General features: G+C 72.1%; 16 protein-coding genes. 6 read left to right on the top strand and 10 right to left on the bottom strand.

From position 1 onward, the window contains the following. The first annotated feature begins 10 nt into the window (after nucleotides 1-10). Nucleotides 11-4,711 carry a two-partner secretion domain-containing protein gene (locus ACSQ4M_RS08835; RefSeq protein ID WP_436189210.1) on the top strand — a complete coding sequence of 1,567 codons (4,701 nt, stop codon included), beginning with the start codon at nucleotides 11-13 and terminating at the stop codon, nucleotides 4,709-4,711. A 4-nt stretch (nucleotides 4,712-4,715) separates the two neighbouring features. Here the strand turns inward: ACSQ4M_RS08835 and ACSQ4M_RS08830 are convergent, their stop codons facing one another. The 7 genes from ACSQ4M_RS08830 to ACSQ4M_RS08800 form a co-directional block, all read right to left on the bottom strand. Continuing rightward, complete coding sequence (locus tag ACSQ4M_RS08830; protein ID WP_436189209.1) at nucleotides 4,716-5,726, bottom strand: Bug family tripartite tricarboxylate transporter substrate binding protein; 1,011 nt, start codon at nucleotides 5,724-5,726, stop codon at nucleotides 4,716-4,718. Nucleotides 5,727-5,776: 50 nt separating this feature from the next. Next, a complete protein-coding gene (locus tag ACSQ4M_RS08825) occupies nucleotides 5,777-6,412 on the bottom strand; it encodes an HAD family hydrolase (protein ID WP_436189208.1) in 636 nt (211 codons plus the stop codon). Next, the gene (locus ACSQ4M_RS08820; protein WP_436189207.1) at nucleotides 6,409-7,212 is read right to left on the bottom strand and encodes an SDR family NAD(P)-dependent oxidoreductase; all 804 of its coding nucleotides are present in this window, start codon (nucleotides 7,210-7,212) and stop codon (nucleotides 6,409-6,411) included. Before ACSQ4M_RS08820 ends, ACSQ4M_RS08825 begins: the two co-directional genes overlap by 4 nt. Nucleotides 7,213-7,229: 17 nt before the next feature. Further along, on the bottom strand, nucleotides 7,230-8,198 hold the full coding sequence (locus tag ACSQ4M_RS08815; protein WP_436189206.1) for a Bug family tripartite tricarboxylate transporter substrate binding protein: 969 nt from the start codon (nucleotides 8,196-8,198) through the stop codon (nucleotides 7,230-7,232). Between the two features lie 4 nt (nucleotides 8,199-8,202). Then, entirely contained in the window at nucleotides 8,203-9,180 is a 978-nt protein-coding gene (locus tag ACSQ4M_RS08810; protein WP_436189205.1) for a Bug family tripartite tricarboxylate transporter substrate binding protein, read from the bottom strand. Nucleotides 9,181-9,265: 85 nt separating this feature from the next. Further along, a complete protein-coding gene (gene iolB, locus ACSQ4M_RS08805; RefSeq protein WP_436189204.1) occupies nucleotides 9,266-10,063 on the bottom strand; it encodes a 5-deoxy-glucuronate isomerase in 798 nt (265 codons plus the stop codon). After that, nucleotides 10,060-12,012 (bottom strand): bifunctional 5-dehydro-2-deoxygluconokinase/5-dehydro-2-deoxyphosphogluconate aldolase, encoded by a 1,953-nt coding sequence (locus tag ACSQ4M_RS08800; RefSeq protein WP_436189203.1) that lies wholly within the window; start codon nucleotides 12,010-12,012, stop codon nucleotides 10,060-10,062. The genes iolB and ACSQ4M_RS08800 overlap by 4 nt, the downstream gene beginning before the upstream one ends. Before the next feature lie 64 nt (nucleotides 12,013-12,076). Here ACSQ4M_RS08800 and ACSQ4M_RS08795 point away from each other — a divergent pair, with 64 nt between their 5' ends. The 4 genes from ACSQ4M_RS08795 to ACSQ4M_RS08780 are packed head-to-tail and all read left to right on the top strand — an operon-like array spanning nucleotide 12,077 to nucleotide 14,781. Then, nucleotides 12,077-12,949 carry a MurR/RpiR family transcriptional regulator gene (locus ACSQ4M_RS08795; protein ID WP_436189202.1) on the top strand — a complete coding sequence of 291 codons (873 nt, stop codon included), beginning with the start codon at nucleotides 12,077-12,079 and terminating at the stop codon, nucleotides 12,947-12,949. A gap of 23 nt (nucleotides 12,950-12,972) precedes the next feature. After that, nucleotides 12,973-13,698, top strand: coding sequence for an SGNH/GDSL hydrolase family protein (locus ACSQ4M_RS08790; protein ID WP_436189201.1), 726 nt, complete (start codon nucleotides 12,973-12,975; stop codon nucleotides 13,696-13,698). A gap of 25 nt (nucleotides 13,699-13,723) precedes the next feature. Further along, nucleotides 13,724-14,266, top strand: coding sequence for a Rossmann fold nucleotide-binding protein (locus ACSQ4M_RS08785; protein ID WP_436189200.1), 543 nt, complete (start codon nucleotides 13,724-13,726; stop codon nucleotides 14,264-14,266). Nucleotides 14,267-14,307: 41 nt separating this feature from the next. Next, nucleotides 14,308-14,781 carry a TerB family tellurite resistance protein gene (locus ACSQ4M_RS08780; RefSeq protein WP_436189199.1) on the top strand — a complete coding sequence of 158 codons (474 nt, stop codon included), beginning with the start codon at nucleotides 14,308-14,310 and terminating at the stop codon, nucleotides 14,779-14,781. Here ACSQ4M_RS08780 and ACSQ4M_RS08775 read toward each other — a convergent pair. Together ACSQ4M_RS08775 and ACSQ4M_RS08770 are read right to left on the bottom strand one after the other, a co-directional pair. Then, nucleotides 14,775-17,189: a PepSY domain-containing protein gene (locus tag ACSQ4M_RS08775; RefSeq protein ID WP_436189198.1), complete on the bottom strand. Its 2,415-nt coding sequence runs from the start codon at nucleotides 17,187-17,189 to the stop codon at nucleotides 14,775-14,777. The two genes, ACSQ4M_RS08780 and ACSQ4M_RS08775, sit on opposite strands and share 7 nt — an antisense overlap. Then, complete coding sequence (locus ACSQ4M_RS08770; protein ID WP_436189197.1) at nucleotides 17,186-19,285, bottom strand: TonB-dependent siderophore receptor; 2,100 nt, start codon at nucleotides 19,283-19,285, stop codon at nucleotides 17,186-17,188. The genes ACSQ4M_RS08775 and ACSQ4M_RS08770 overlap by 4 nt, the downstream gene beginning before the upstream one ends. A 156-nt stretch (nucleotides 19,286-19,441) precedes the next feature. Here ACSQ4M_RS08770 and ACSQ4M_RS08765 point away from each other — a divergent pair, with 156 nt between their 5' ends. Beyond that, nucleotides 19,442-20,116, top strand: coding sequence for an alpha/beta hydrolase (locus ACSQ4M_RS08765; RefSeq protein ID WP_436189196.1), 675 nt, complete (start codon nucleotides 19,442-19,444; stop codon nucleotides 20,114-20,116). 8 nt (nucleotides 20,117-20,124) lie between these two features. Here the strand turns inward: ACSQ4M_RS08765 and ACSQ4M_RS08760 are convergent, their stop codons facing one another. Beyond that, complete coding sequence (locus ACSQ4M_RS08760; RefSeq protein ID WP_436189195.1) at nucleotides 20,125-21,333, bottom strand: 6-phosphofructokinase; 1,209 nt, start codon at nucleotides 21,331-21,333, stop codon at nucleotides 20,125-20,127. Nucleotides 21,334-21,349: the final 16 nt, after the last annotated feature.

Genomic DNA, 21,349 nt, shown 5'->3' with positions numbered 1-21,349 from the left:
GAGGAAGCACATGAACCACGTCTACCGCCTGGTCCGCAACGCCGCCGGCCAGGCCCGGCCGATTCCCGAGTGCGGCCGTGGCCGTGGCAAGAGTGGCAAGCCGGCCCTGGTGCTGGCCGCCACCTTGGCGCTGCCGGCCTTCGCGCAGCACCAGCTGCCCACGGGCGCCAGCGTGGCTGCCGGCCAGGCCAGCGTGGCCAGCCAGGGCGCGCAGCTGACGGTCACCCAAGGCAGCGACAAGGCCATCATGAACTGGCAGCGCTTCGACATCGGCAGCCAGGCCGCCGTGCGCTTCGTGCAGCCCTCGGCCTCCTCCGTGGCGCTGAACCGCGTGCTGGCCGGCGAGGCCAGCCAGATCCACGGCCAGCTGTCGGCCAACGGGCAGGTCTACCTCGTGAACCCGGCCGGCATCGTGTTCGGCCCGGGCAGCCGCGTGGACGTGGGCGGGCTCGTGGCCTCGGTCATGGACATCGCCGATGCGGACTTCCTGGCCGGGCGCAATGTGTTCCGCCGCAATGGGGCCACAGGCAGCATCGTCAACCAGGGCGAGATCACGGCGGCCGACGGCGGCCTCGTGGCCCTGCTGGCGCCTACCGTGCGCAACGAGGGCGTGATCCGCGCGCAGCTGGGCAACGTGGCGCTGGCCGCAGGCGACCAGGTGACCTTGCACGCAGGCGCCGACGGCCACCTGCAGCTGGCCATCGAACCGGCCACGCTGCAGACGCTGGTGGAAAACCGCCAGCTGATCGTGGCCGACGGCGGCCAGGTGCTCATGACCAGCGGCGCGGCCGACGCGCTGTCCTCCGGCGTGGTGGCCAACAGTGGCACCGTGCAGGCACGCACGCTGCAGCAGAAGGAAGGCCGCATCCTGCTGCTGGCCGACATGGCGCATGGCGAGGTGCGCCACGGCGGCCTGCTGGACGCCAGCGCGCCGGCCGGCGGCAACGGCGGCTTCGTGGAGACCAGCGCCGCCACCGTCACGCTGCAGGATGGCCGCCGCGTGGACACGCGCGCCACGCAGGGCGCCACCGGCACCTGGCTCATCGACCCGAACGACTACACCATTGCCGCCAGCGGCGGCAACATCACGGGCGCACAGCTGTCCAGCGACCTGGCCAGCAGCAATGTCACCATCGCCACGGCCTCGCAAGGAACGGCCGGCGGCAACGGCGACATCTTCGTCAACGACGCGGTCGGCTGGTCGGCCAACACGCTGACGCTGAACGCCGAGCGCCATATCGAAATCAACGCCGTCATGACCGCCAGCGGCACGGCCGGCCTGGCCATGAACTACGGTGGCACCAACGGCAACCCTGCCGCCACGCCGGCGGCCGACAGCCGGCTCATGGTCGGATTCGCCCCGGGCGTGGCCAACGGTTTTGTAGGCCGGGTGGACTTTCCCCACCGTTCGGGCACCGGTTTTCTCAGCATCAATGGGCAGGGCTACCACGTGCTGGGCGCGGGCGACCTGGGCGTGGCGGGCGATGCCACCACCACCACGCTGCAGGGCATGGCCAACAACCTGTCGGGCCACTACGCGCTGGGCGCGAACATCGACGCCAGCGCCACCGCCGGCTGGAACGGCGGCCTGGGCTTTCAGCCCATAGGCATCTCCGGCTCGGAATTCACGGCCACCTTCGATGGCCTGGGCCATGTGATCGGCAACCTGCACATTGCGCGCACGAGCGAGTTCGGCGTCGGCCTGTTCGGCGTCACGATGGACGCGACCTTGCGCAACGTGGGTCTCGCGCAAAGCGTCGTGAGCGGCCTGGTTGACGTTGGCACGCTGGCAGGGGCGATGTATACGTCCGGGCCCGCAGCCGGCACACGCCTCTACAACGTCTTCGCCTCTGACAGCATCGTGCAGGCCGCCAACTCGAGCGCCGGCGGCCTGCTGGGGGAGGCGGACAACGCGACCAACGGCGGTGTGCTGGACATCCGCAACGCTTACAGCACAGGCACCGTGGCGGCGCCGGACACAGCTGGTGGTCTGATCGGCGAGCTGAACATCGGCATGGCCACACTGGCCGACGCCTATTCCACCAGCACGGTCGCCGGCGACAACATCGCGGGCGGACTGGTGGGCCGCATCTTCATGCCGGTCGCTGCCACCGCAGACCTGCGCAACGTCCATGCCGCGGGCACGGTCACGACCGACCCCTTGAGCGGCCAACGCGTGGGCGGCCTGCTGGGCGAACTGGAGCTCTACACCGCTGCGTTGACGATCACCGATGCCAGCGCCAGCGGCAACGTCGTCGGCTATGAAAACACCGGCGGCCTGGTGGGTGCCGCCGCACTGTACGACCCGGGCTCCACACTGCATCTCCTGCGGTCCTCTGCCTCGGGCACCGTGCTGGGGGCGAACAATCTGGGCGGCCTGATCGGGCGCCTCGGCATCACAGGCACTGGCACAACCTCCTCGCTGAACGCCGTGCAGGCGAGTGCCACGATCGGGCCATCGTCCGCCTATGGAACCTTCAACGTGGGCGGCCTGATCGGCCAGACGCTTTTGTCCGATGCCACGCTGCGCATCACGCAAGCCAGCACCACGGGCCTGACCTCTGGCGGCCGCTACACGGGTGGCCTGCTGGGCGATGTCGGCCTGTCGAACCATGGTCACCTGGACATCGCCGACTCCCAGGCAACGGGCAACATCGCGGGGAGCCACGAGGCTGGCGGGCTCGTCGGCCAGCTGAAGGCCGATGCCGCGACAGCGGCAATCACGCGCAGCCACGCGACCGGCGCACTGGCAGGGGGCGACGCGCTCGGCGGGCTGATCGGCTACGTGCAACTGTCGGGCCAGGCCGGGCTGGCCCTGGACAGCGTGTACGCCACCGGTGACGTCGCGGGCATCAGCGGCGCGGGGGGACTCGTCGGCTACGTGTACACCTACGGCGCCAGCACCCTGGCCGTGAGCAATGCCTATGCCACGGGCAGCGTCTCTGGAGACACCGCCCTGGGCGGTCTGATCGGCCACCTGAACACGAACAGCGGTGCCACGGCCACATTCAGCGATGTCCACGCGTCCGGCAACGTATCCGGTCGATCGGGCACGGCCGGCCTGGTGGGAAATCTGCTGGTCGTCACGGGCAGCACAACGGCATTCACCCGCGCCTATGCCACGGGGAACGCCACGGCCGACTACACCGCCGGTGGCCTGCTGGGCACGGCGTATCTGCTCGATGGCGGGCGACTGCGCGTGGACGTGGCCTATGCCGCCGGCGACGTGACGGTCACCACCAGCGAACCCGCCGGCGGTCTCGTAGGGCTCATCAGCCTGGACACCACGGCAGCCAGCACGCTGGACATCGCCAACGCCTATGCGATCGGCGCGGTGAGCGGCCACGACCGCGTGGGTGGCCTGATCGGCCACATCGAAGGCACACCCGCCGCTGGCGCGCACACGGTGCGCAACACCTACGCCGCCGGCGCGGTCTCGGGCGGCAGCGCCGTGGGCGGGCTCATCGGTGCCATGGACCCGGGCACCAGCGTCACGGCCTCGTACTGGGACCTGCAGCGCAGCGGGCAGGCCAGCAGCGCGGCCGGCGCCGGCCTGACCACGGCCGGCATGCGGACACTGGGCAGCTTCCAGCCGGTCTGGGACATCTCGCCGCGTGACGGTGACGCCACGGTCTGGCGCATCTACGAAGGCCTGGCGTCGCCGGTACTGCGCCCCTTCCAACCGCAGGCGACGGGCATCGTGCAGGACGTGACCAGGACCTATGACGGGCGGGCGCACGCAGGCGGCGCGGGCGTGGTCTATTCCGGCAGCGTGCCCGGCGGCACAGTGGTCTACCTGGGCAACAGCCAGGGCGCCACGCAGGTCGGCCACTACATCCTGGACGCGGTGCTGACGCCGGTCGACCCGGCGTCGGCAACGCAGCTGGACTACCAGCGGCTCGCCGACGCCATGTTCCAGCCGGGCAGCCTGACGATCACCCCGGCGGCGCTTGGCATCGCGGCGAACAATGCAAGCAAGGTCTATGGCCAGACGCATGGCTCAGGCGGCAGCGCATTCACGGCCACAGGCCTGCAGAACGGCGAGACCGTCGGCACCGTGGCGCTGACCAGCAGCGGCGCAGCGGCCACAGCAGGTGCCGGCAACCACACCATCGCGGCCAGCGGCGCCAGCGGCGGCAGCTTCAACGCGGCCAACTACACCATCACCTACCAGGACGGCACGCTGACCGTGACGCCGGCTGCGCTGACCATCACGGCCAACGACGCCAGCAAGGTCCAGGGCCTGGTGCTGGTGTTCGACGGCACCGAATTCACCGCCGCCGGGCTGCAGAACGGCGAGACCATCGGCTCCGTGGCGCTGGCCAGCAATGGCGCAGCCGCCGCCGGCGCCGTGGGCAGCCACGCGATCACGGTGTCCGGCGCGGGCGCGGGCGCGGGCGCGGGCGCGGGCAGCTTCGTCGCCGGCAACTATGCGATCCGCTACGAGGACGGCCGCCTGACGGTGACCCCGGCGCCCATCGCGCCGCCACCGACGGACAACACCCCCTTGCCACCGAAGCCCGAACCGCCGCTACCAGCGGCGCAGCCCACACCGCACATCGTGGAGGAAATGGAGCGTTCGGTGCTCGCACAGGGCCAGGCCCGGTCCCGTGCGGCGGCCGCGGCCCTGCCGGACGCCATGACCGCGGCGGCGACCTCGGGCGTGCCCTTTCTCTCGCTGGCGCCCCAGTTGGTGCGCGTGGAGGATTGAGGCCCTACTCCGCCCGGATGTCGTTGGCCTTCACGATGTCGCGCCACAGGTCGAAGTAGTAGCGCGTCATCTTGGCCAGCTGCTCGGGCGTGCCGCCGCCAGGCTCGTCGCCGCGCTCGGTGATGCCGCTGACGATCTTGGGGTCCTTGAGCGCCTGGTTCATCGCCGCATTGGTCTTGGCCACGATGTCGGCCGACAGGCCGGGCGGGCCGTACAGGCCGATGAAGGAGATCACCTCGAAGTCCTTCACGCCGGCCTCGGCCGCGGTCGGGATGTCGGGGAAGGCCGGCACGCGCTGGGCGCCCGTCACGAGCAGCGGGCGCAGCTGGCCCGACTTGATGAAGGGCGCGATGACCGAGGCCGCGTCGAACATGGCGCTCACGCGGCCGGCGATCAGGTCGGTCATGGCCGGGCCGCTGCCCTTGTAGGGCACGTGGTTCATCTTGGGCTTGCCGATCCGGTCGCGGAACAGCTCCATGCTGGCGTGCGTGAGGCTGCCGGGGCCGGCGCTGGCGTAGTCGATGTCCTTGCCGGCCTTGTCCTGGGCCTTCACCCACTCGACGAACTCCTTGAGGTTCTTGGCCGGCACGGTGTTGGGCACCGCCAGGATCAGCGAGGAGGTCAGCAGCAAGCCGATGGGCGTCAGCTTGAGCGGGTCGGCCATGGCCGTGTTGCGGTAGGTGTGCGGGTTCAGCGTGATGTTGCCGTTGCCCACCAGCAGGCGGTAGCCGTCGGGCGCGGCCTTCACGACGTTGTCGGTGCCGATGTTGCCGCCGGCGCCGGCCTTGTTGTCGATGACCACGCCCTGGCCCAACACGGCCTGCATGCCGGCCGTGACCATGCGGCCGGCGAAGTCGGTCTGGCCGCCGGGCGGGTAGCCCACCACCAGGGTGACGGGCTTGGTGGGCCAGGCGCCCTGGGCGAAGCTCAGCGGGCTGGCGATGGCCGCTGCCGCGGCCAGGCCGTGTTGCAGGACGCTGCGGCGTGTCGTGGCCGCATCGTAGGGTTGACGCATGGTGTGTCTCCTCGTCGGGTGGATGGAATCGTCATGTTCTTGTGGGCCGCTCAGTGCGTGGCCAGGCTGCCCTGCAGAGCCGACAGGCCGGCGATGCGCTGCACCGAAGCGGGCAGGTCGGCCGGGTGCTCGCCGAGCGCGAACACGCGCATGCCGGCGGCGATGCCCGCCGTGATGCCCGAGGCGCTGTCCTCGACCACCGCGCATTCGGCGGGCGCGAAGCCGATCGCGCGCGCGGCATGCAGGAACAGGTCGGGCGCCGGCTTCCAGGCACCGATGTCGTAGGCGCTGAAGATGCGGCCCTCGAACCAGGGCAGCAGCCCCGTGAGGCCCAGCACGAGCTCGATCTTGTGGCGCGGCCCGTTGGAGGCCACGCAGAACGGCAGCTGCAGGCTGCGCACGAGCTCCAGCGCACCTTCGATGGGTTGCAGGTGCGCCTTGAAGTAGCCGGCCATGCGCGCACGCACCCGGTCTTCGAAGTCGACCGGCAGCGGCTGGCTGCTGCGCTCGGCCACCACGGCGATCTGGCGCGACATGGGGGCGCCGCGCTGCGCGTCCAGCACGGCGCGCGCCGTTTCAGGCAATCCATGCAGCGCGCCCTCGGCCAGCATGGCCTCCACGAGCCAGGGCTCGCTGTCGACCAGCGTGCCGTCGCAATCGAAGATCAGGGCGCGGATGGGGGTCATTCTTTCTGGGGGTTCTGCTTGAGGTCGTACAGGATAGCCGCGCTCGTGAGTCCCCCATCGACCACGAGGTCGTGGCCGTTGACGAAGCGCGCGTCGTCGCTGGCCAGGAAGGCGATGGCGTCGGCCACCTCATCGGCCTGGCCGTAGCGGGCCATGGGTGTCGCCTGCACGATGGCCTGGCGGATCACGGGGCCGTGCAGGGTGGCGGTCTGCGCCGTCTCGATGGGGCCGGGCGAGACCGAGTTGACCGTGATGCCGAAGGGCGCGAGATCGATCGCACACGACTTGGCCAGCGCCAGCACCGCGCCCTTGGACGAACAGTAGGCCACGCGGCCGGACCAGACCTGCTGGCCCGAGATCGACGCGATCATGACGATGCGGCCCTGGCGCCGCTCCACCATGCGCCGGGCCACGGCCTGGGTGGTGAGGTAGGAGCCGGTCAGGTTGATGTCCAGCACGCGGCGCCAGGCCTCGATGGGCGTGTCCAGCACCGAGCCCTGGAAGCTCACGCCCGCGCTGTTGACCAGCACGTCGATGGCGCCATGCGCCTGCCAGGCCGCGGCCACGGCCTCCTCGACCTGGGCCGCGTTGGTCACGTCCAGCGCGTGGCAGGTCACGTGGCCGGCCGGCTGCGCGAGTTCCTCGGCCACGCGGCGCAGCTCGTGCGCGTTGACGTCGGCCAGCGCCACCTTGGCGCCCTCGCGCAGCAGGCGGCGCGCGCTGGCCAGGCCCAGGCCGCTGGCGCCGCCCGTGATGAAAGCCGTCTTGCCGGCGAAGCGGCCCCAGGTCTCGTTGCCCATGTCTGCGTCCTCGGTGTTTACGCCGGCTTGATGCCCAGGCGTTGGATCAGTTCGCGGAATGTAGCGTTGTCCCGCGCGATCAGCGACTTGAAGTTCGCTTCGTCCAGGTAGCCCTCGCCCATGTTCTGCTTGGCCATGGTCTCGCGCAGGGCCGGCTCGCGCAGCGTCCTGGCCATGGCCTCGCGCAGCACGGCCAGGGCCTCGGGCGGCGTGCCCTTGGGCGCGGCCAGGCCGCGCCAGCCGCCGACCAGGAGGTCGATGCCGCGCTCCTTGAGCGTGGGCACCTGCTCCCAGCCGGCCGCGATGCGCTTGTCGGCCATCACGGCCAGCGGGCGGATCTTGCCGGCCTGCACGTAGGTGGCCACCTCCACGGGCGTCACGGCCACCGCGTCGATGTGGCCGCCCAGCAGGTCCAACACGGCCGGGTTGGCGCCGCGGAAGGGCACATGGTTGAGCTGCACGCCGGCCTTGTCCTCCAGCGCCGCGGCGGCCAGGTGGCCCAGCGAGCCGGGGCCGGCATTGCCCACGCGCAGGTCGCCAGGCGCCTTGCGTGCGGCGGCCAGGAATTCCTCCACCGTCTTGTACGGCGCCTCGGTGCGCACGGCGATGGTGGCCGGGTCGGCATTGAGCCGCGCGATGGGCAGCACATCGTCGGCGCTGAACTTCACCACGCCCATGTGCGGGATCATGGTGATCTCCACCGTGATGATGGCCAGCTTGTAGCCGTCGGGCCGCGCGTTGATGAGCTCGGCCCAGCCCACGCCGCCGCTGGCGCCGGCGCGGTTCACGACGATCAGGCTCTGCCCCAGGTGCGGGCGTGCGGCCTCGGCCAGCGCACGCGCCAGCACGTCGGTGCCGCCGCCGGCCGCGAAGGGCACGATCAGTTCGATGGGCTTGTTCGGATAGGCCTGGGCGGCGGCGCTGCCCAGCATGGGCAGCGCGCCCAGGGCGGCCACGCGGGCCAGGGCTTGTCGGCGGGTGGTCATGTTCTCAATCCAGTCGGATGTTGGCGGCCTTGATGACACCGCTCCAGAGCTTTTGCTCGCTGGCCACGAAGCTGCCCAACTGGGCCGGCGTCATGGGCATGGGCTGGATGCCGATCTCCTCGAGCTTGGCGCGCGTCTCGGGGTTGGCCAGCGCCGCGCCCAGGTCCTTGTTCATGCGCTCGACCACGGGCGCGGGCAGCTTGGCCGGGCCGACCAGCACTTGCCAGGCGTAGGCCTCGAAGCCCGGCACGCCGGCCTCGGCCATGGTGGGCACGTCGGGCAGGATGGCCAGGCGCTCGGGCGTGGCGATGGCCAGCACGCGCACCTTGCCGGCCTTGATCATGGACAGGCTGGGCGGCAGGTCCACGAACATGCTGTTGACCTGGCCGGCCATGAGGTCCTGCAGCGCCGGGGCCGAGCCCTTGTAGGCCACGTGCAGGATGTCGGCCTGGGTCTTCTGCTTGAACAGCTCCAGCGCCACGTGCAGCGGCGAGCCCGGGCCCGACGAGGCCGAGGACACCGCGCCCGGCGTCTTCTTCGCCAGCGCCAGGAACTCCTGCACGTTCTTGGCTGGGAAGCTGGGGTGCACGGCCAGCACCAGCGGCATCTTTCCCAGGCCGCCGATCCAGCTGAAGTCCTTCTGCGCGTCGTAGGAGAGGCTGGCGTACATGGCCGGGTTGAAGGCCAGCGTGCCCGAGTCCACCGTGCCCACGGTGTAGCCGTCTGGCACCGAGCGCGCGATGAAGGTCGCACCGATGATGCTGGCGGCACCGGGCTTGTTGTCGGCGATCACGGGCTGGCCCAGGGTCTGGCCCATGCGCACCGCGAGCTGGCGCGCGATCACGTCGGTGGTGCCGCCCGGCGCATAGGGCACGATCCATTTGACGGGCTGGTGCGGGAAGGCCGTCTGGGCTTGCGCCGTCGGTAGCCCGGCCACGAGGGCCGTGGCGGCCAGCAGTTGAAGAAGCGAGCGCTTGTGCATGGTTGTCTCCGTTGGTTGAAGGCGTGCAGGGGCCTGCCGCAGCGGGCCGGTTCCGGTTCTGCCGGGGGATGGACGGCGGCGGCGCTCAGCGCGGCGCCAGCATCCATTCGTGCGCGGGATCGTTGCGGAAGGCCCAGTGCCGGCGCGGGCCGGCCATGGTGTTCAGGTAGTACAGCGCGTAGCCGTGCGGCGCCACGCAGGGGTGGTAGCCACGCGGCACCAGCACGGTGTCGCGGTGCTCCACGGCCATGGTCTGGTCCAGGCTGCGGTCGTCGGTGTAGACGCGCTGGAACGCGAAGCCCTGGGCCGGATCGATCTGGTGGTAGTAGGTTTCTTCCAGCACGGTCTCGCCATCGCCGGCCGTGTCGTGCTTGTGCGGCGGGTAGCTGGAGGCATGGCCGGGCGGGGTGATGACCTCGACCACGAGCAGGCTTTCGGCCTCTTCGGTCTGCGGCAGGATGTCGCAGACGTAGCGCGTGTTGCTGCCCTGGCCGCGCTGGCTGCGCGCCATCTGCGCCGGCGCGATCACGCGCGTGGCGAAGCGGCCCTCGGCCGGCGCGGTGCTCAGCGCGACCTCGGCCGGGCCTGCGGCCACGAGGCGCACGGACTGGCCCGGCGGCACGTAGACGGCGGCCGGGGCGCGGTCTTCGAACACCGTGGCGCGGTTGCCGATGGCGCTGAAGCGCTGGGCGCCGACCTGCACGTCGACCGCCCCGGCCAGCACGGTGATGCAGCATTCGCGCGCACCGGTGTCGAACGCCTCTTCGTCGCCGGCCGCGAGGCGCAAGGCCTTGAAGCCCACATAGGTCCAGCCGGCCGAAGCGGGCGTCACGTCGGCGATCACGCGGCCCGTCGCCTGGGCCTTCACCAAAAGATTTGTCATGCGGCCTCCGCCATCGGACGGCTGGCGCGCCAGCCTGCAATCAGCCGGCGGAAGTTGGCCGCCACCTGGGCCGTGAAGGCCGCGTCGTCGATCTCGCCCTGCAACCAGGCCGCGGCCGGCGCGGTCCAGCAGCTGCGGCCCACCATGAAGCCCTTGACGACGGGCGCCTGTGCGGCGTGGAAGCTGTCGATGAGCTGCTGCAGCGGCTGCGACAGGCCCAGAATCACGGCGCCGCGGCACCAGGGGTCGCGTTCACGCACCAGCGCGTCCAGCGCCTGCCATTGCGCGGCGGCCATGGGCGGCAGCTTCCACCATTCGGGCTTGAAGCCCAGGTCGTAGAAGCGGCGCACGGCGCGCACCACGGCCTCGCCCTGGTCGCCCGGGGCCAGCTGGTCGGCGGGCGGAATCACCTCGAGCAGCAGCTCGTGGCCGCTGGCGCGCGTGGCTTCCCAGACCTGTTGCAGCCATTCCTCCTGCTCGCTGCGCAGCGCCTCGGCGTCGTCGGGGTGGTAGAAGGCCAGGCACTTGACGGTGTGCTCGCGCGGCCAGTGCGCCAGTTCCGAGGCCAGCGAGGCCGTGCCGTCGAAACGCAGCGGGCGCGAGCCCGGCTTCTCGATGGGCCGGCCGATCCACCAGCCGCGGCCGGCGGCGGCGTGCAGCGCGGCCTGGCCGATGCGCCCGTCGATCAGCACGCCGATGCGGCCGCGGTTGCCGGCGTCCTGCTCGACCTCTGCAACCACCTCATTGAGCAGCAGCTTGAGCGTGGACAGGCGCGCGGCGTCGGCGCCGGTCTGGCGCGCCAGGTCTTCGAGCTGCGAACGGTGGTCGTAGGCCATCACGCAGACCTCGGGCCACTGCGCGCGGGCGGCGGACACGCGGTGCAGGTGCGAGAGCACGGGATCCTTGTCGGGCCGCGGGTGGCGGTGGCCCGAGAACCAGTGCGCGAGTTCGGCCTGCGTGGGCATGGCCGGCGCGCAGCCATGGCGCGAGACCACGATGGCACCGCAGGCGTTGGCAATCGCGGCCGATTCGGCCAGCGTCTTGCCGCGCAGCAGGCCGGCCAAGAGGCCCGAGGCGAAGGCATCGCCCGCGCCCAGCACGTTGAGCACCTCGATGCGCTCGCCCAGCACGGTGGGCGCATCGTCGATGGCGGCCGGCACGGCGCCTTCGATCAGGCTGCATCCCAGCGGGCCGCGCTTGACGACGAATTGGGCCTGCGTGTGTTCGCGCGCCCGGCGCAGGCTGGCCATGAGGTCGCCCTCCACGCCGCCCGCGATCATCCATTCCTCTTCGGTGCCGATGATGAGTTCGAAGGCGCCGAGCTGGGCCTGCAGGTGGGCCGAGACGCTGTCGCTGCCCACGTAGCGCGTCTCGCCGTCGCCCTTGGCCGCCAGGCCCCAGAGCACGGGGCGGTAGTCGATGTCGAGCGCCCGCACCAGGCCGTGGCGGCCCGCGATCTCCAGTGCGCGCCGGCTCGCGGCCAGCGTGCCGGGCGTGGACAAATGCGTTCCCGTGATGACCAGGCAGCGGCAGCGCGCGAGGAAGTCCTCGGAAATGGCGGCGGCGTCGATCGCCATGTCGGCGCAGTTCTCGCGGGCGAACAGCAGCGGGAAGCTGTGCTGGTCGCGCAGGCCCAGCAGCACCATGCCCGTCAGGCGCTCGCGGTCGATCTGCACCTGGCTCACGTCGCAGCCCTCGCGGCGCAGCGTCTCCAGCAGGAAGCGGCCGTTCTGCTCGTCGCCGACGCGCGAGACCATGGCCGAGCGCAGGCCCAGCCGCGCCGTGCCGAAGGCCATGTTGGCGGACGAGCCGCCCAGGTACTTGTTGAAGCTGTGGGCCTCCTCCAGCGAGCAGCCGATCTGCTGCGCGTAAAGGTCCACGGCCATGCGGCCCAGGCAGGCCACATCGAAGTCGCGCGCATCGGCGCTAGGGAAGTGCAAACTCGGCATCGGAACCAGGGTCTCCGTTGGAATGGCGCCATGGTATCGTGATTAGAAATAAATTTCCAATACTTTGAAAAATAGAAATCCAGTTCCAGCCGTGACGCAGGCGCCGTACGCCGATGCCGACGCCTTCCTGGCCGCGGTGCGCGCGGGCTACGAGCCGCTGTCGCGCCAGCTCAAGGCCATCGCGCGCCATGTGGAGGCGCAGCGCGACCGGCTCGCGCTGGACGGCATCCAGGAGACTGCGCGCCAGTGCGAGGTGCAGCCTTCGGCCGTGGTGCGCTTCGCCAAGCATTTCGGCCTGGCCGGCTATTCGGAGATGCAGGCGCTGTTCCGCGCCGGCGCGGCGCGCCAGCTCGCGCCCGAGGGCGGCTACCAGCAGCGCGTGCGGGCGCTGGCCGGTGCGGGCTCGCCCGCGCAGATCGCGCACGAGGTGATCGGCGGCAGCATCGCCAGCCTGCAGGCGCTGCAGCAGGCCCTGCCCGAGGGCGATTTCGACGCCGCCGTGGACTTGATGGCCCAGGCGCCCGCGCTGTGGCTGGTGGCCTCGCGCCGCGCTTTCCCGGTCGGCGCCTACCTGGCCTATGCCTTGCAGCACACCGAGAAGCCCGTGCACTGGCTGCACGGCCTGGGCCACATGCAGGAGGGCCAGCTGCGCGCGCTGGCCGCGGGCGACGTGCTGGTGGCGGTGTCGTTCGCGCCCTATGCCGCCGAAACCCTGCAGGTGGTGGAGGCCGCCGCGGCACGCGGCGCCAAGGTGCTGGCGCTGACCGACAGCCGGCTCAGCCCGCTGGCCCAGCGCGCCGACGCGGTGCTGCTGGCGCAGGACGGCGCCACCTTCGGCTTTCGCTCGCTGACCAGCACGCTGTGCCTGGCGCAGTCGCTGTTCCTGGGCCTGGCCTGGCGCATGGAGCTGGCCTACGGGCAGCGGGCCGGCGGCTGAGGACCACGGCCGCCAGACGCACCATGCTCGCCGCCAAGATCGCCCTGGGGCCCGTGTTGCTGCTGCAGGGCCGCAGCGTGCGCAGCCGGGCGCTGCGCTTGCCCGAAGCCAGCGGGCCGCGCAGCGGCACGGCTGGCGCCCACCACCCCGGCAGCCCGGTGCGGCTGCTGTTCGTGGGCGACTCCTCGGCCGCGGGCGTGGGCGTGGACCACCAGGACGGCGCGCTCGCGGCGCCCACCGCGGCCCTGCTGTCGGAGCGCACCGGCACGCCGGTGCAGTGGCAGCTCGTGGCGCGCTCCGGCGTCAACACCCAGGAGGCGCTGGCCCTGCTGCTGGCGCACGGCACGCTGCAGCCTGCCGACCTGCTGGTCACGGCCCTGGGCGTGAACGACGTGACCGCGCAGCGCACGCCGCGCCAGTTCCTGGCCGACTACGCTGCGCTGCTGCAGGCGGTACGGGACCGGACGGGCGCGGCGGCGGCCGTGGTCAACGGCGTGCCGCCCCTGCACGTCGCGCCGGCCGTGCCCCAGCCCCTGCGCTGGTACCTGGGTGGCTGCGCGCGCCGGCTGGACGCCAGCCTGCGGCAATGGATCGATGCCCGGCCCGATTGCACCCATCTGCCGCTGCAATGGGCCGGCGCGGCGCGCGACATGGCCCGCGACGGTTTCCACCCTGGCCCGGACCAGTACCGCCAATGGGCGGCACGGGTCGCAGAACACGCGTTCGCGCTGCTCGCGGCGCGCCGCTGAAGATCACTTCGAAGGAGCTTTCTCGATGGCATGGACACCCTCCACCCTGCGCCGCCCGCAGGTCTGCGTGCTGGGCAGCGCAGAACCCGGCAGCGCGGCCTACGACCTGGCCGCCGCGGCCGGCCGCCTGCTGGCGCAGCTGGGCATCACACTGGTCAGCGGTTGCGGCAGCCCGGCCACGCGCGTGGCCGCGCAGGAGGCCCTGGCCGCGGGCGGCCTGGTCCTCAGCATCGTGCCGCCGGGCGAGATGCCGGCGCCCGACTGGCCCGCCACGGTGGTCATCCCCTGCGGCATGGGCGATGCGCGCAACCTGCTGATGGCGCTGGCGGGCGACGCCTGCCTGGTCATCGGCGGGCGCGCCGGCACCATCTCCGAGGTCTGCCTGGCCTGGCTGCACCACCGGCCGCTGCTGCCGCTGACGGGCTGCGGCGGCTGGTCCGACGGGCTGCTGGCCAACCCGCCGGACGAGCGCGGCAACGCGCCCATCCTGCCCTGGGACTCGGTGGCGGCGCTGGAGCGCCAGCTGCGCCAGCTCGGCCTCGCGCCATCCCCCGGGAACCCGGGATAGCCGGCGCGGGTCCACCGTCCACCGCCATACCGAAGCCCCGCATGCTGCGCACCCTCAAGGAACTCTTCGACGCCTTCATCGCCCCTGCCGCCGGCCAGTCGCTCGCGCAGCGGGCGCACACCCAGCAACTGGCCGTGGCCGTGCTGCTCGTGGAAGTCATGCGGGCCGAGCCTGGCTCCGGCCCGGCCGAGCGCGCCGCCGTGCTGACGGCGCTGCGCCGCAAGTTCGACCTGACCGACGACGAACTCGAGCGCCTGCTGGAGCTGGCGCAGGCCGAGGCCCAGGCGCTGTACGACTACCACCGCTTCACGAGCCTGCTCAACGAGCGCTTCACGCAGCCGCAGAAGATCGCGCTGGTCGAGGCCCTGTGGACGGTGGCCTATGCCGACCTGCACGTGGCCGCGCACGAGAACCACACCATCCTGAAGATCGCCGACCTGCTGCATGTCACGCACGGCGAATACATCGCGGCCAAGCTGCACGCCAAAGAGGCGGCGAGCGGCCAGTCTCAGTAGACATCCCGCCGGTAGCGCCCCGCCGCGGCCAGCGCCTGCGGCACAGCGGCGCCCAACACCTCGCGCAACGCCTCGTCCACGCCCTGCGCCATGCCGGCCAGGCTGCCGCAGACGTAGAGCACCGCCCCCTCGTCGACCCACTGGCGCAACAGGCCGGCGGCCGCGCGCAGGCTGTCCTGCACGTAGCGTGGCCCGCCGGCGCCATCGCGCGAGTACGCCAGGTCGGCCCGTGCCAGCAGGCCGGCCGCCTGCCAGGCCTGCAAGTCGTGCCGCACGAAGGCGTCGTGCGCGGCCTGGCGCTCGCCGTAGAGCAGCCAGTTGCGGCCGTGGCCGCGCCGCACGCGTTCGCGCAGGTGCGCGCGCAGGCCGGCATAGCCCGAGCCGTTGCCGATGAAGATGCAGGGCCGCGCGTCCTCCACCAGCGCGAAACCCGGGTTGACCAGCAGGCACAGCCGCACCTGCGCGCCAAGGGGCGCGGCCTGCGTCAGCCAGCCCGAGGCCAGGCCCAGGCTGCCGTCGGCGCGCTGCTGCTGGCGCACCAGCAGTTGCAGCGGGCCATCGGCGGGCAGCGAGGCCACCGAGTAGCTGCGCGGCGCACTGCCATCGGCCACCAGCACCTCGGCCAGTGCCCCCGGCGCCCAGTGCGTGCCGGGCGGGAGCGCCAGCGCCACCTCCACCAGCGGGCCGCCCTGGCTGCCGGCGTTCAGCAGGCGGCGGTCGGCCAGCGTGGCGGCCAGCCACGGCGCCTCGTCCGCCATGGCCAGCCCGCCGAGCACGCGGCCGAAGGCGGTGCCCACGCTCTGGCGCCAGCGGGCCAGCGCGCCGGCATCGCCATCGTCCATCTCCACCGGCGCGAACAGGGCCTGCGCGCCGAGCCGCCGCAGCTGCCCATCCAGCGCACGGCCGAAGCCGCAGAAGGCGGGGTACTGCTGGTTGCCCAGCGCCAGCAGGCCGTAGGCCGGCCCCGCCTGCAGCGGCGCTGCCAGTTGCGCCAGGCGCTGGGCGAAGCCGCGCACGGCGTCGGGCGGCTCGCCTTCGCCGAAGCTGCTGGCCACCAGCAGCAGGCGCGGATGGCGCAGCAGTTCGGCAGGTGCCAGCGCGGCCAACGAGCGCACCTGGGCGGCCAGGCCGGCCTCGCGCAGGGCGGCAGCCGTTTGCCAGGCAATGCGCTCGGCACGGCCGGTCTGGCTGGCGTAGGCCACCAGCACGCCCTCTCCATCGGCGCCGCCGTCAGCGCCCCCCGTGGGCCCGGGGCCCAGGCGCCGCCGCTCGGCGCGCACGGCCGCCTGGGCGCGGCGCCGGTCCAGGTACAGCAACCAGCCGGTGACCGCGAACAGCGCCAGCGCGGCCGCGGCCAGCGCCATCGCCACACGGCCCGGCCAGCCCCAGTAGCTGCCGGTGTGCAGCGGATAGACGCTGTTGAGCAACCGGTTGGCGACCGGCAGCTCGGCATAGCGCCGGTGCTCGGCCGCCGCGCCGGTGGCGGCGTCCAGGTAGAGGCGGTTGCGGGCACGGTCGTGCTCGGGCACGGCGCGCAGGTAGGTGAGCTCCACGCGCGGCGCCGCGCGTGCCGGCAGGCGCAGCGTGACCTGGCTCCAGTCGCCACCACTGGCCTGCAGGAAGCCCTGCCACAGCCGGCCGAGGTCGGGCGGCTGCGCGGCTGCGGCAGCTGCGGCATCCGCGCCGCGCCCGGTGCGCTCGGCGCGTGCCGCCTGGCCTTCGCCGGCGGCAGCGTCGATGGCCGTGCGCACCACCGCGAAGCCCCAGTACACGCCCGTCAGGCCCGAGACCAGGTAGCACAGCAGCGCCAGCGTGCCGGCCACGGCGTGCAGGTTCCAAAGGAAGGCGCGGCCGCGCAGCCGCCAGTCCAGCCGCAGCCAGGCGCGCCAATCCAGCGGCCGCCGCGGCCAGCGCAGGACCAGGCCGCTCAGCGCCAGCAACAGCAGCGCCGCGGCCAGCGTGCCGGTGACGAGCTTGCCGGCCTCGCGCGGCAGCAGCAGCCAGCGGTGCAGCTCCTCGACAGGCTCGAACAGCGCATCGGCACGCGGCTCGGGCAGCAGCTCGGCCGTCCACGGGTCGGCCCAGTGCTGCGCGCCACGGCGCGCGCCCGGCGCGGGCGCAAAGCCCACGCGCACGGGCCGGCCGGGCGCCGCATGCAAGGTGAGCGTCTGCACGCGCGCGCTGCCGGCCGCCTGCAGGCGCGCCACCAGCTCGGCGGGTGCCAGCGGCTGCGCCTGCGGCGTGGGCGCTGCGCGCTGGAACAGCTGGGGATGCAGCGCCTCGACGATCTCGGCGCGCAAAGCCATCAGCGCGCCCGTCAGGCCGACCAGCACCAGCACCGTGCCGGCGGTGATGCCCAGCAGCCAGTGCAGCTGCGTCAGCCACCAGCGCAGCGGGCGCAGTGTCAAAGGTCGACCTTGACGACGGCCTTCACTGTGCGCGGCGCGCCCACGGCCAGCCGCGTGCCGGCGGCGGCCCAGTAGCGTTTGTCGGCCAGGTTCTCCAGGTTGAGCTGCCACTGCGTGCGCTTGCCCAGCACGCGCGTCACGTAGCGCATGCCGGCGTCGAACACGGTCACGCCCCCGATGTCAGCCTGGTCCAGGTCGTCCACCGGCCGGCGTCCGGTGTAGAACGCGCCGCCGTTGACCGACAGGCCTGGCAGCGCTGCGATGTCGTAAGAGAGGAAGGCACTGGCGGTGCGCTTGGCGGTGTTCTCGGGCGTCTTGCCGTTGTACTGAGCGTTGATGCCCTTGAACTCGGCATCGAGCGCCGTGGCCGAGACCTGCCAGGCCAGCGCGCGCGTCAATTGGCCCTGGGCCGACAGCTCCAGCCCGCGCACTGCCACGCGGCCGCTGCCGACGAAGGTGTTCGCAGCGTCGGTGTAGGCGCCCGGGCGCTGCAGGTCGAACAGCGCGGCCGACAGCAGCGTGCCGCTCGGCGCCTGCCAGCGCATGCCGAGCTCCTTCTGCTTGCTGACACCCGGCGCCAGGCGTTCGTTCTGGTTGGTGGTGCCGGCGGGTGCTGCGTCGCCCTCTTCCACGCCCCTGGCGTACGACACATAGACGGCCAGCTGCGGCGTGAACTTGTAGGTGACGGCGGCCAGCGGCGTGGTCTTGCGCACGTTGTAGTCGATCTGCGGCACGGTGCTGCTCGCGCCCTGCGTGCTCTCGTAGCGCGTGTGGCGCAGGCCGGCAACGACCTGCCACTGCGGCGACAGCACGATGCGGTCCAGCGCGTACAGGCCCAGGTCGGTGGTGTCCTGGCTGCCGGCCGTGGGCTGCGCCGGCAGGTTGCCCACCGCCAGCGCGCCGATCGCGACGGGGTTGTACAGGTTCTGCGTGACGCTGGCGCCGCCGTAGTTGCGGCTGTAGACCGGGTCCTGCGTGCGGCGGTTCTGCGCCACGCCGAGCGTCAGCTCGTGCTGCACGCCGCCCGCGGCGAAGCTGCCGAACAGTTCGCCGCGCAGCAGCTGCGAGCTCTGCTCCAGGTGCTGCACGTTGCCGGTGATGCGGCCGGCGCCGGTCGCCACGTTGTAGTTGCTGAAGCTGGCCAGGCGCCGGTCGCGTTCGCCCTCGGAGCGGCCGGCCTCCAGCAGCAGCGCCCAGCTGTCGCTGATCGAATAGTCGGCACGCAGCTGCATGTTGGTGACGGTGGCGTCGAAGTTCGCCCAGCTCGGGCCCAGCAGCTTGGTCGGGTCCGGCACGGCCGGCAGCGCGATCACGCCGCCCACCGCAGCCAGCCGTGCGATGCCGGCCTGTTCCACGATGGAGCGGTGGTAGCGCTCGAGGTCGGCCTTCAGCACGAGCCGCGAACTGACGCGCCAGTCGAACGCGGCCGAATAGGCCTGGCGGTTGCCGTCCACGCCGTCCATGGCCGAACCGATCCGGCCGCCCGCCGCGTTGACGCGCAGGCCGTACTGGTTCTCGTCGCCGAACTGGCGGCCCACGTCGACCAGGCCCTGCAGGCCGCCGCGGTTGTCCGCCCGCATGCCGATGGTGGCCACCGGCGTGGCACCGGCACGCTTGGTCACGAAGTTGACCACGCCGGCCGGCGAGGTGAAGCCGTAGTACAGCGCCGAGGCGCCCTTGAGCACCTCCACGCGCTCCTTGTTCTCCATCGGGATCTCGGAGATGTTGGGGATCGCCAGCGAGCCGTTGAGACGGTAGTTGGTGCGGTTCTCCACGCCGATGCCGCGGATCACGAGCTGGTCGAAGGTCTCGCCGCCGTTCTGCTGGCGCGTCACGCCGGCGGTGTTGCGCACCACGTCGTAGAGGCTGTCTGCGTCCTGCAGTTCGATCACGGCGCTGGTGATGGCGTTCACCGTGGCCGGCACGTCCATGATGTCGGCGCCACGGAAGGTGCCGGCCTCCACGGTATTGGGCACGAAGCCGCGGCTGCGCTCGGCGCGCACGTCCACGGTGTCCAGGGTGGAGGTCTGGGCCTGGACGGACCAGGGCAGCGCGAGCGCGACGGCGGCGGACGCGGCAGGGAGGATTCTTCGCATGGTCGGTCGGAAAGAGGCGCGGTGCCCGGTGGCGGAAATGGCTGGATTGTCGGCCCACAGTTGAGAATGCTTCTCAAATTCTCTCGCACCGCGTTGCGCCGCAGCGACGCATGGCGGCGCCCGCCCTAACATCGGGCTTTTGCCTGCCCGCACGCCATGAACACCCTGCTCGACGCCATCCAGATCGAATCCGCCCCGTCGCCGACCGCCGCCGTCATCTGGTTGCACGGCCTGGGCGCCAGCGGCGACGACTTCGCCGCCATCGTGCCCGAGCTGGACCTGTCCGGCTGCGCGCCGATCCGCTTCGTGTTCCCGCATGCGCCGGTGATGCCGGTGACGATCAACAACGGCTTCGAGATGCCGGCCTGGTACGACATCTTCGCGCCCGACCTGGTGCGCCGCGAGGACGCCGAGGGCATCGCCCGCTCGGAGCTCGCCATCGAGGCGCTGATCGCGCACGAGGTGGCGCGCGGCATCCCGGCCAGCCGCATCGTGCTGGCCGGCTTCTCGCAGGGCTGCGCCATGACGCTGCACACCGGCCTGCGCCATCCCCAGCGGCTGGCCGGGCTGATGGCGCTGTCGGGCTACCTGCCGCTGGCCGGCAACCTGGCGGCCGAGCGGCATGCGGCCAACGCCGACACGCCGATCTTCATGGCGCACGGCACGGCCGACCCGGTGGTGGTGCTGCCACGCGCCGAGGAATCGCGCGCGGCGCTCGAGGCGCTGGGCTACAACGTGCAGTGGCACACCTACCCGATGCCGCACAGCGTGCACCCGCGCGAGATCGCCGACATCTCCGCCTTCCTGCGGCAGGTGCTGCCGGCAGCCTGAGGCGCCGCTCAGGCCCGGCGCGGCACCACCGGCAAGCGCAGCCGCTGCGGCTGTGCCAGCCCGCTGCCCAGCAGCGGCCGCAGGTAGTCCAGGAAGGCCGGCGTCACGTCGTTGGCGCTGGCGGCGATGAAGGCGTCGTCCATGGTGCGCGTGCGCGCGGCCACCGCGGACAACGGGATCAGCGGGTACTGCGCGCTCCCGTCGGCGCCGCGCTGCACCGCCACCGAGCCGGCCGCATGGCCCTGCATGGCATAGCGCACGGCCTGCTCGCCCACGGCCCGGGCCCCCTGCTGGTCCATGTCGGAAACGCATCCGACGAACGAGCGCTGCAGGTAACCCAGCGTGTCGCCGCGCACGCGCGACAGCCCCAGCCGCGCCTTGATCTGCTCGCACAGCAGGTCGGCCAGCGCACCCGTGCCCGACAGCTGCACGTTGCCGTGCGCGTCGCGCGCCAGCGCCTTGCCCAGCTGGGCCAGGATGGGCTGGCCGTCGGCGCCGTGGATGCCTTCGGACACCGCCACCACGCAGCGGCCCAGGCGCTGCACCGTGGCCTGGACGTCGGCCACGAAGCGCTCGGTGTCGAACACGCGCTCGGGCAGGTAGACCAGGTGCGGGCCGTCGTCCGGATGCTGGCGCGCCGCGGCGGCCGCCGCCGTCAGGAAGCCGGCATGGCGGCCCATCACCACGCCGATGTAGACCCCGGGCAGCGCCGCGTTGTCCAGGTCGGCGCCGGCGAAGGCCTGGGCCACGAAGCGCGCCGCCGAGGGGTAGCCGGGGGTGTGGTGGTTGCCCATCAGGTCGTTGTCGATGGTCTTGGGGATGTGGATGCAGCGAAGCGGGTAGCCCTGCGCCTGGGCTGATTCGCTGACGATGCGCACGGTGTCTGACGAGTCGTTGCCGCCGATGTAGAAGAACTGGCCGATGGCCCGCGCGCGCAGCACCTCGAAGATGGCGGCGCAGTAGGCCGCGTCGGGCTTGTCGCGCGTGGAGCCGAGCGCGGCGGCCGGCGTGGCAGCCACCTGCTCCAGCACGTCGGCGCCGAGGCCGCCCAGGTCCACCAGGTCGTCGCGCACGATGCCCTTGACGCCGTGGCGCGCACCGTAGACGGCGCCGATGCCGGCATGGCGCCTGGCCTCCAGCACGACACCGGCGAGCGACTGGTTGATGACGGCGGTGGGGCCGCCGCCCTGGGCGACGAGGATGTTGAGGGGGTCCATGGACTTGTCTCCGTTG

This window comes from Pseudorhodoferax sp. LjRoot39 (assembly GCF_964253035.1).
GTDB lineage: Bacteria > Pseudomonadota > Gammaproteobacteria > Burkholderiales > Burkholderiaceae_C > Pseudorhodoferax.
This window is presented reverse-complemented; position numbering and strand designations above follow the sequence as displayed.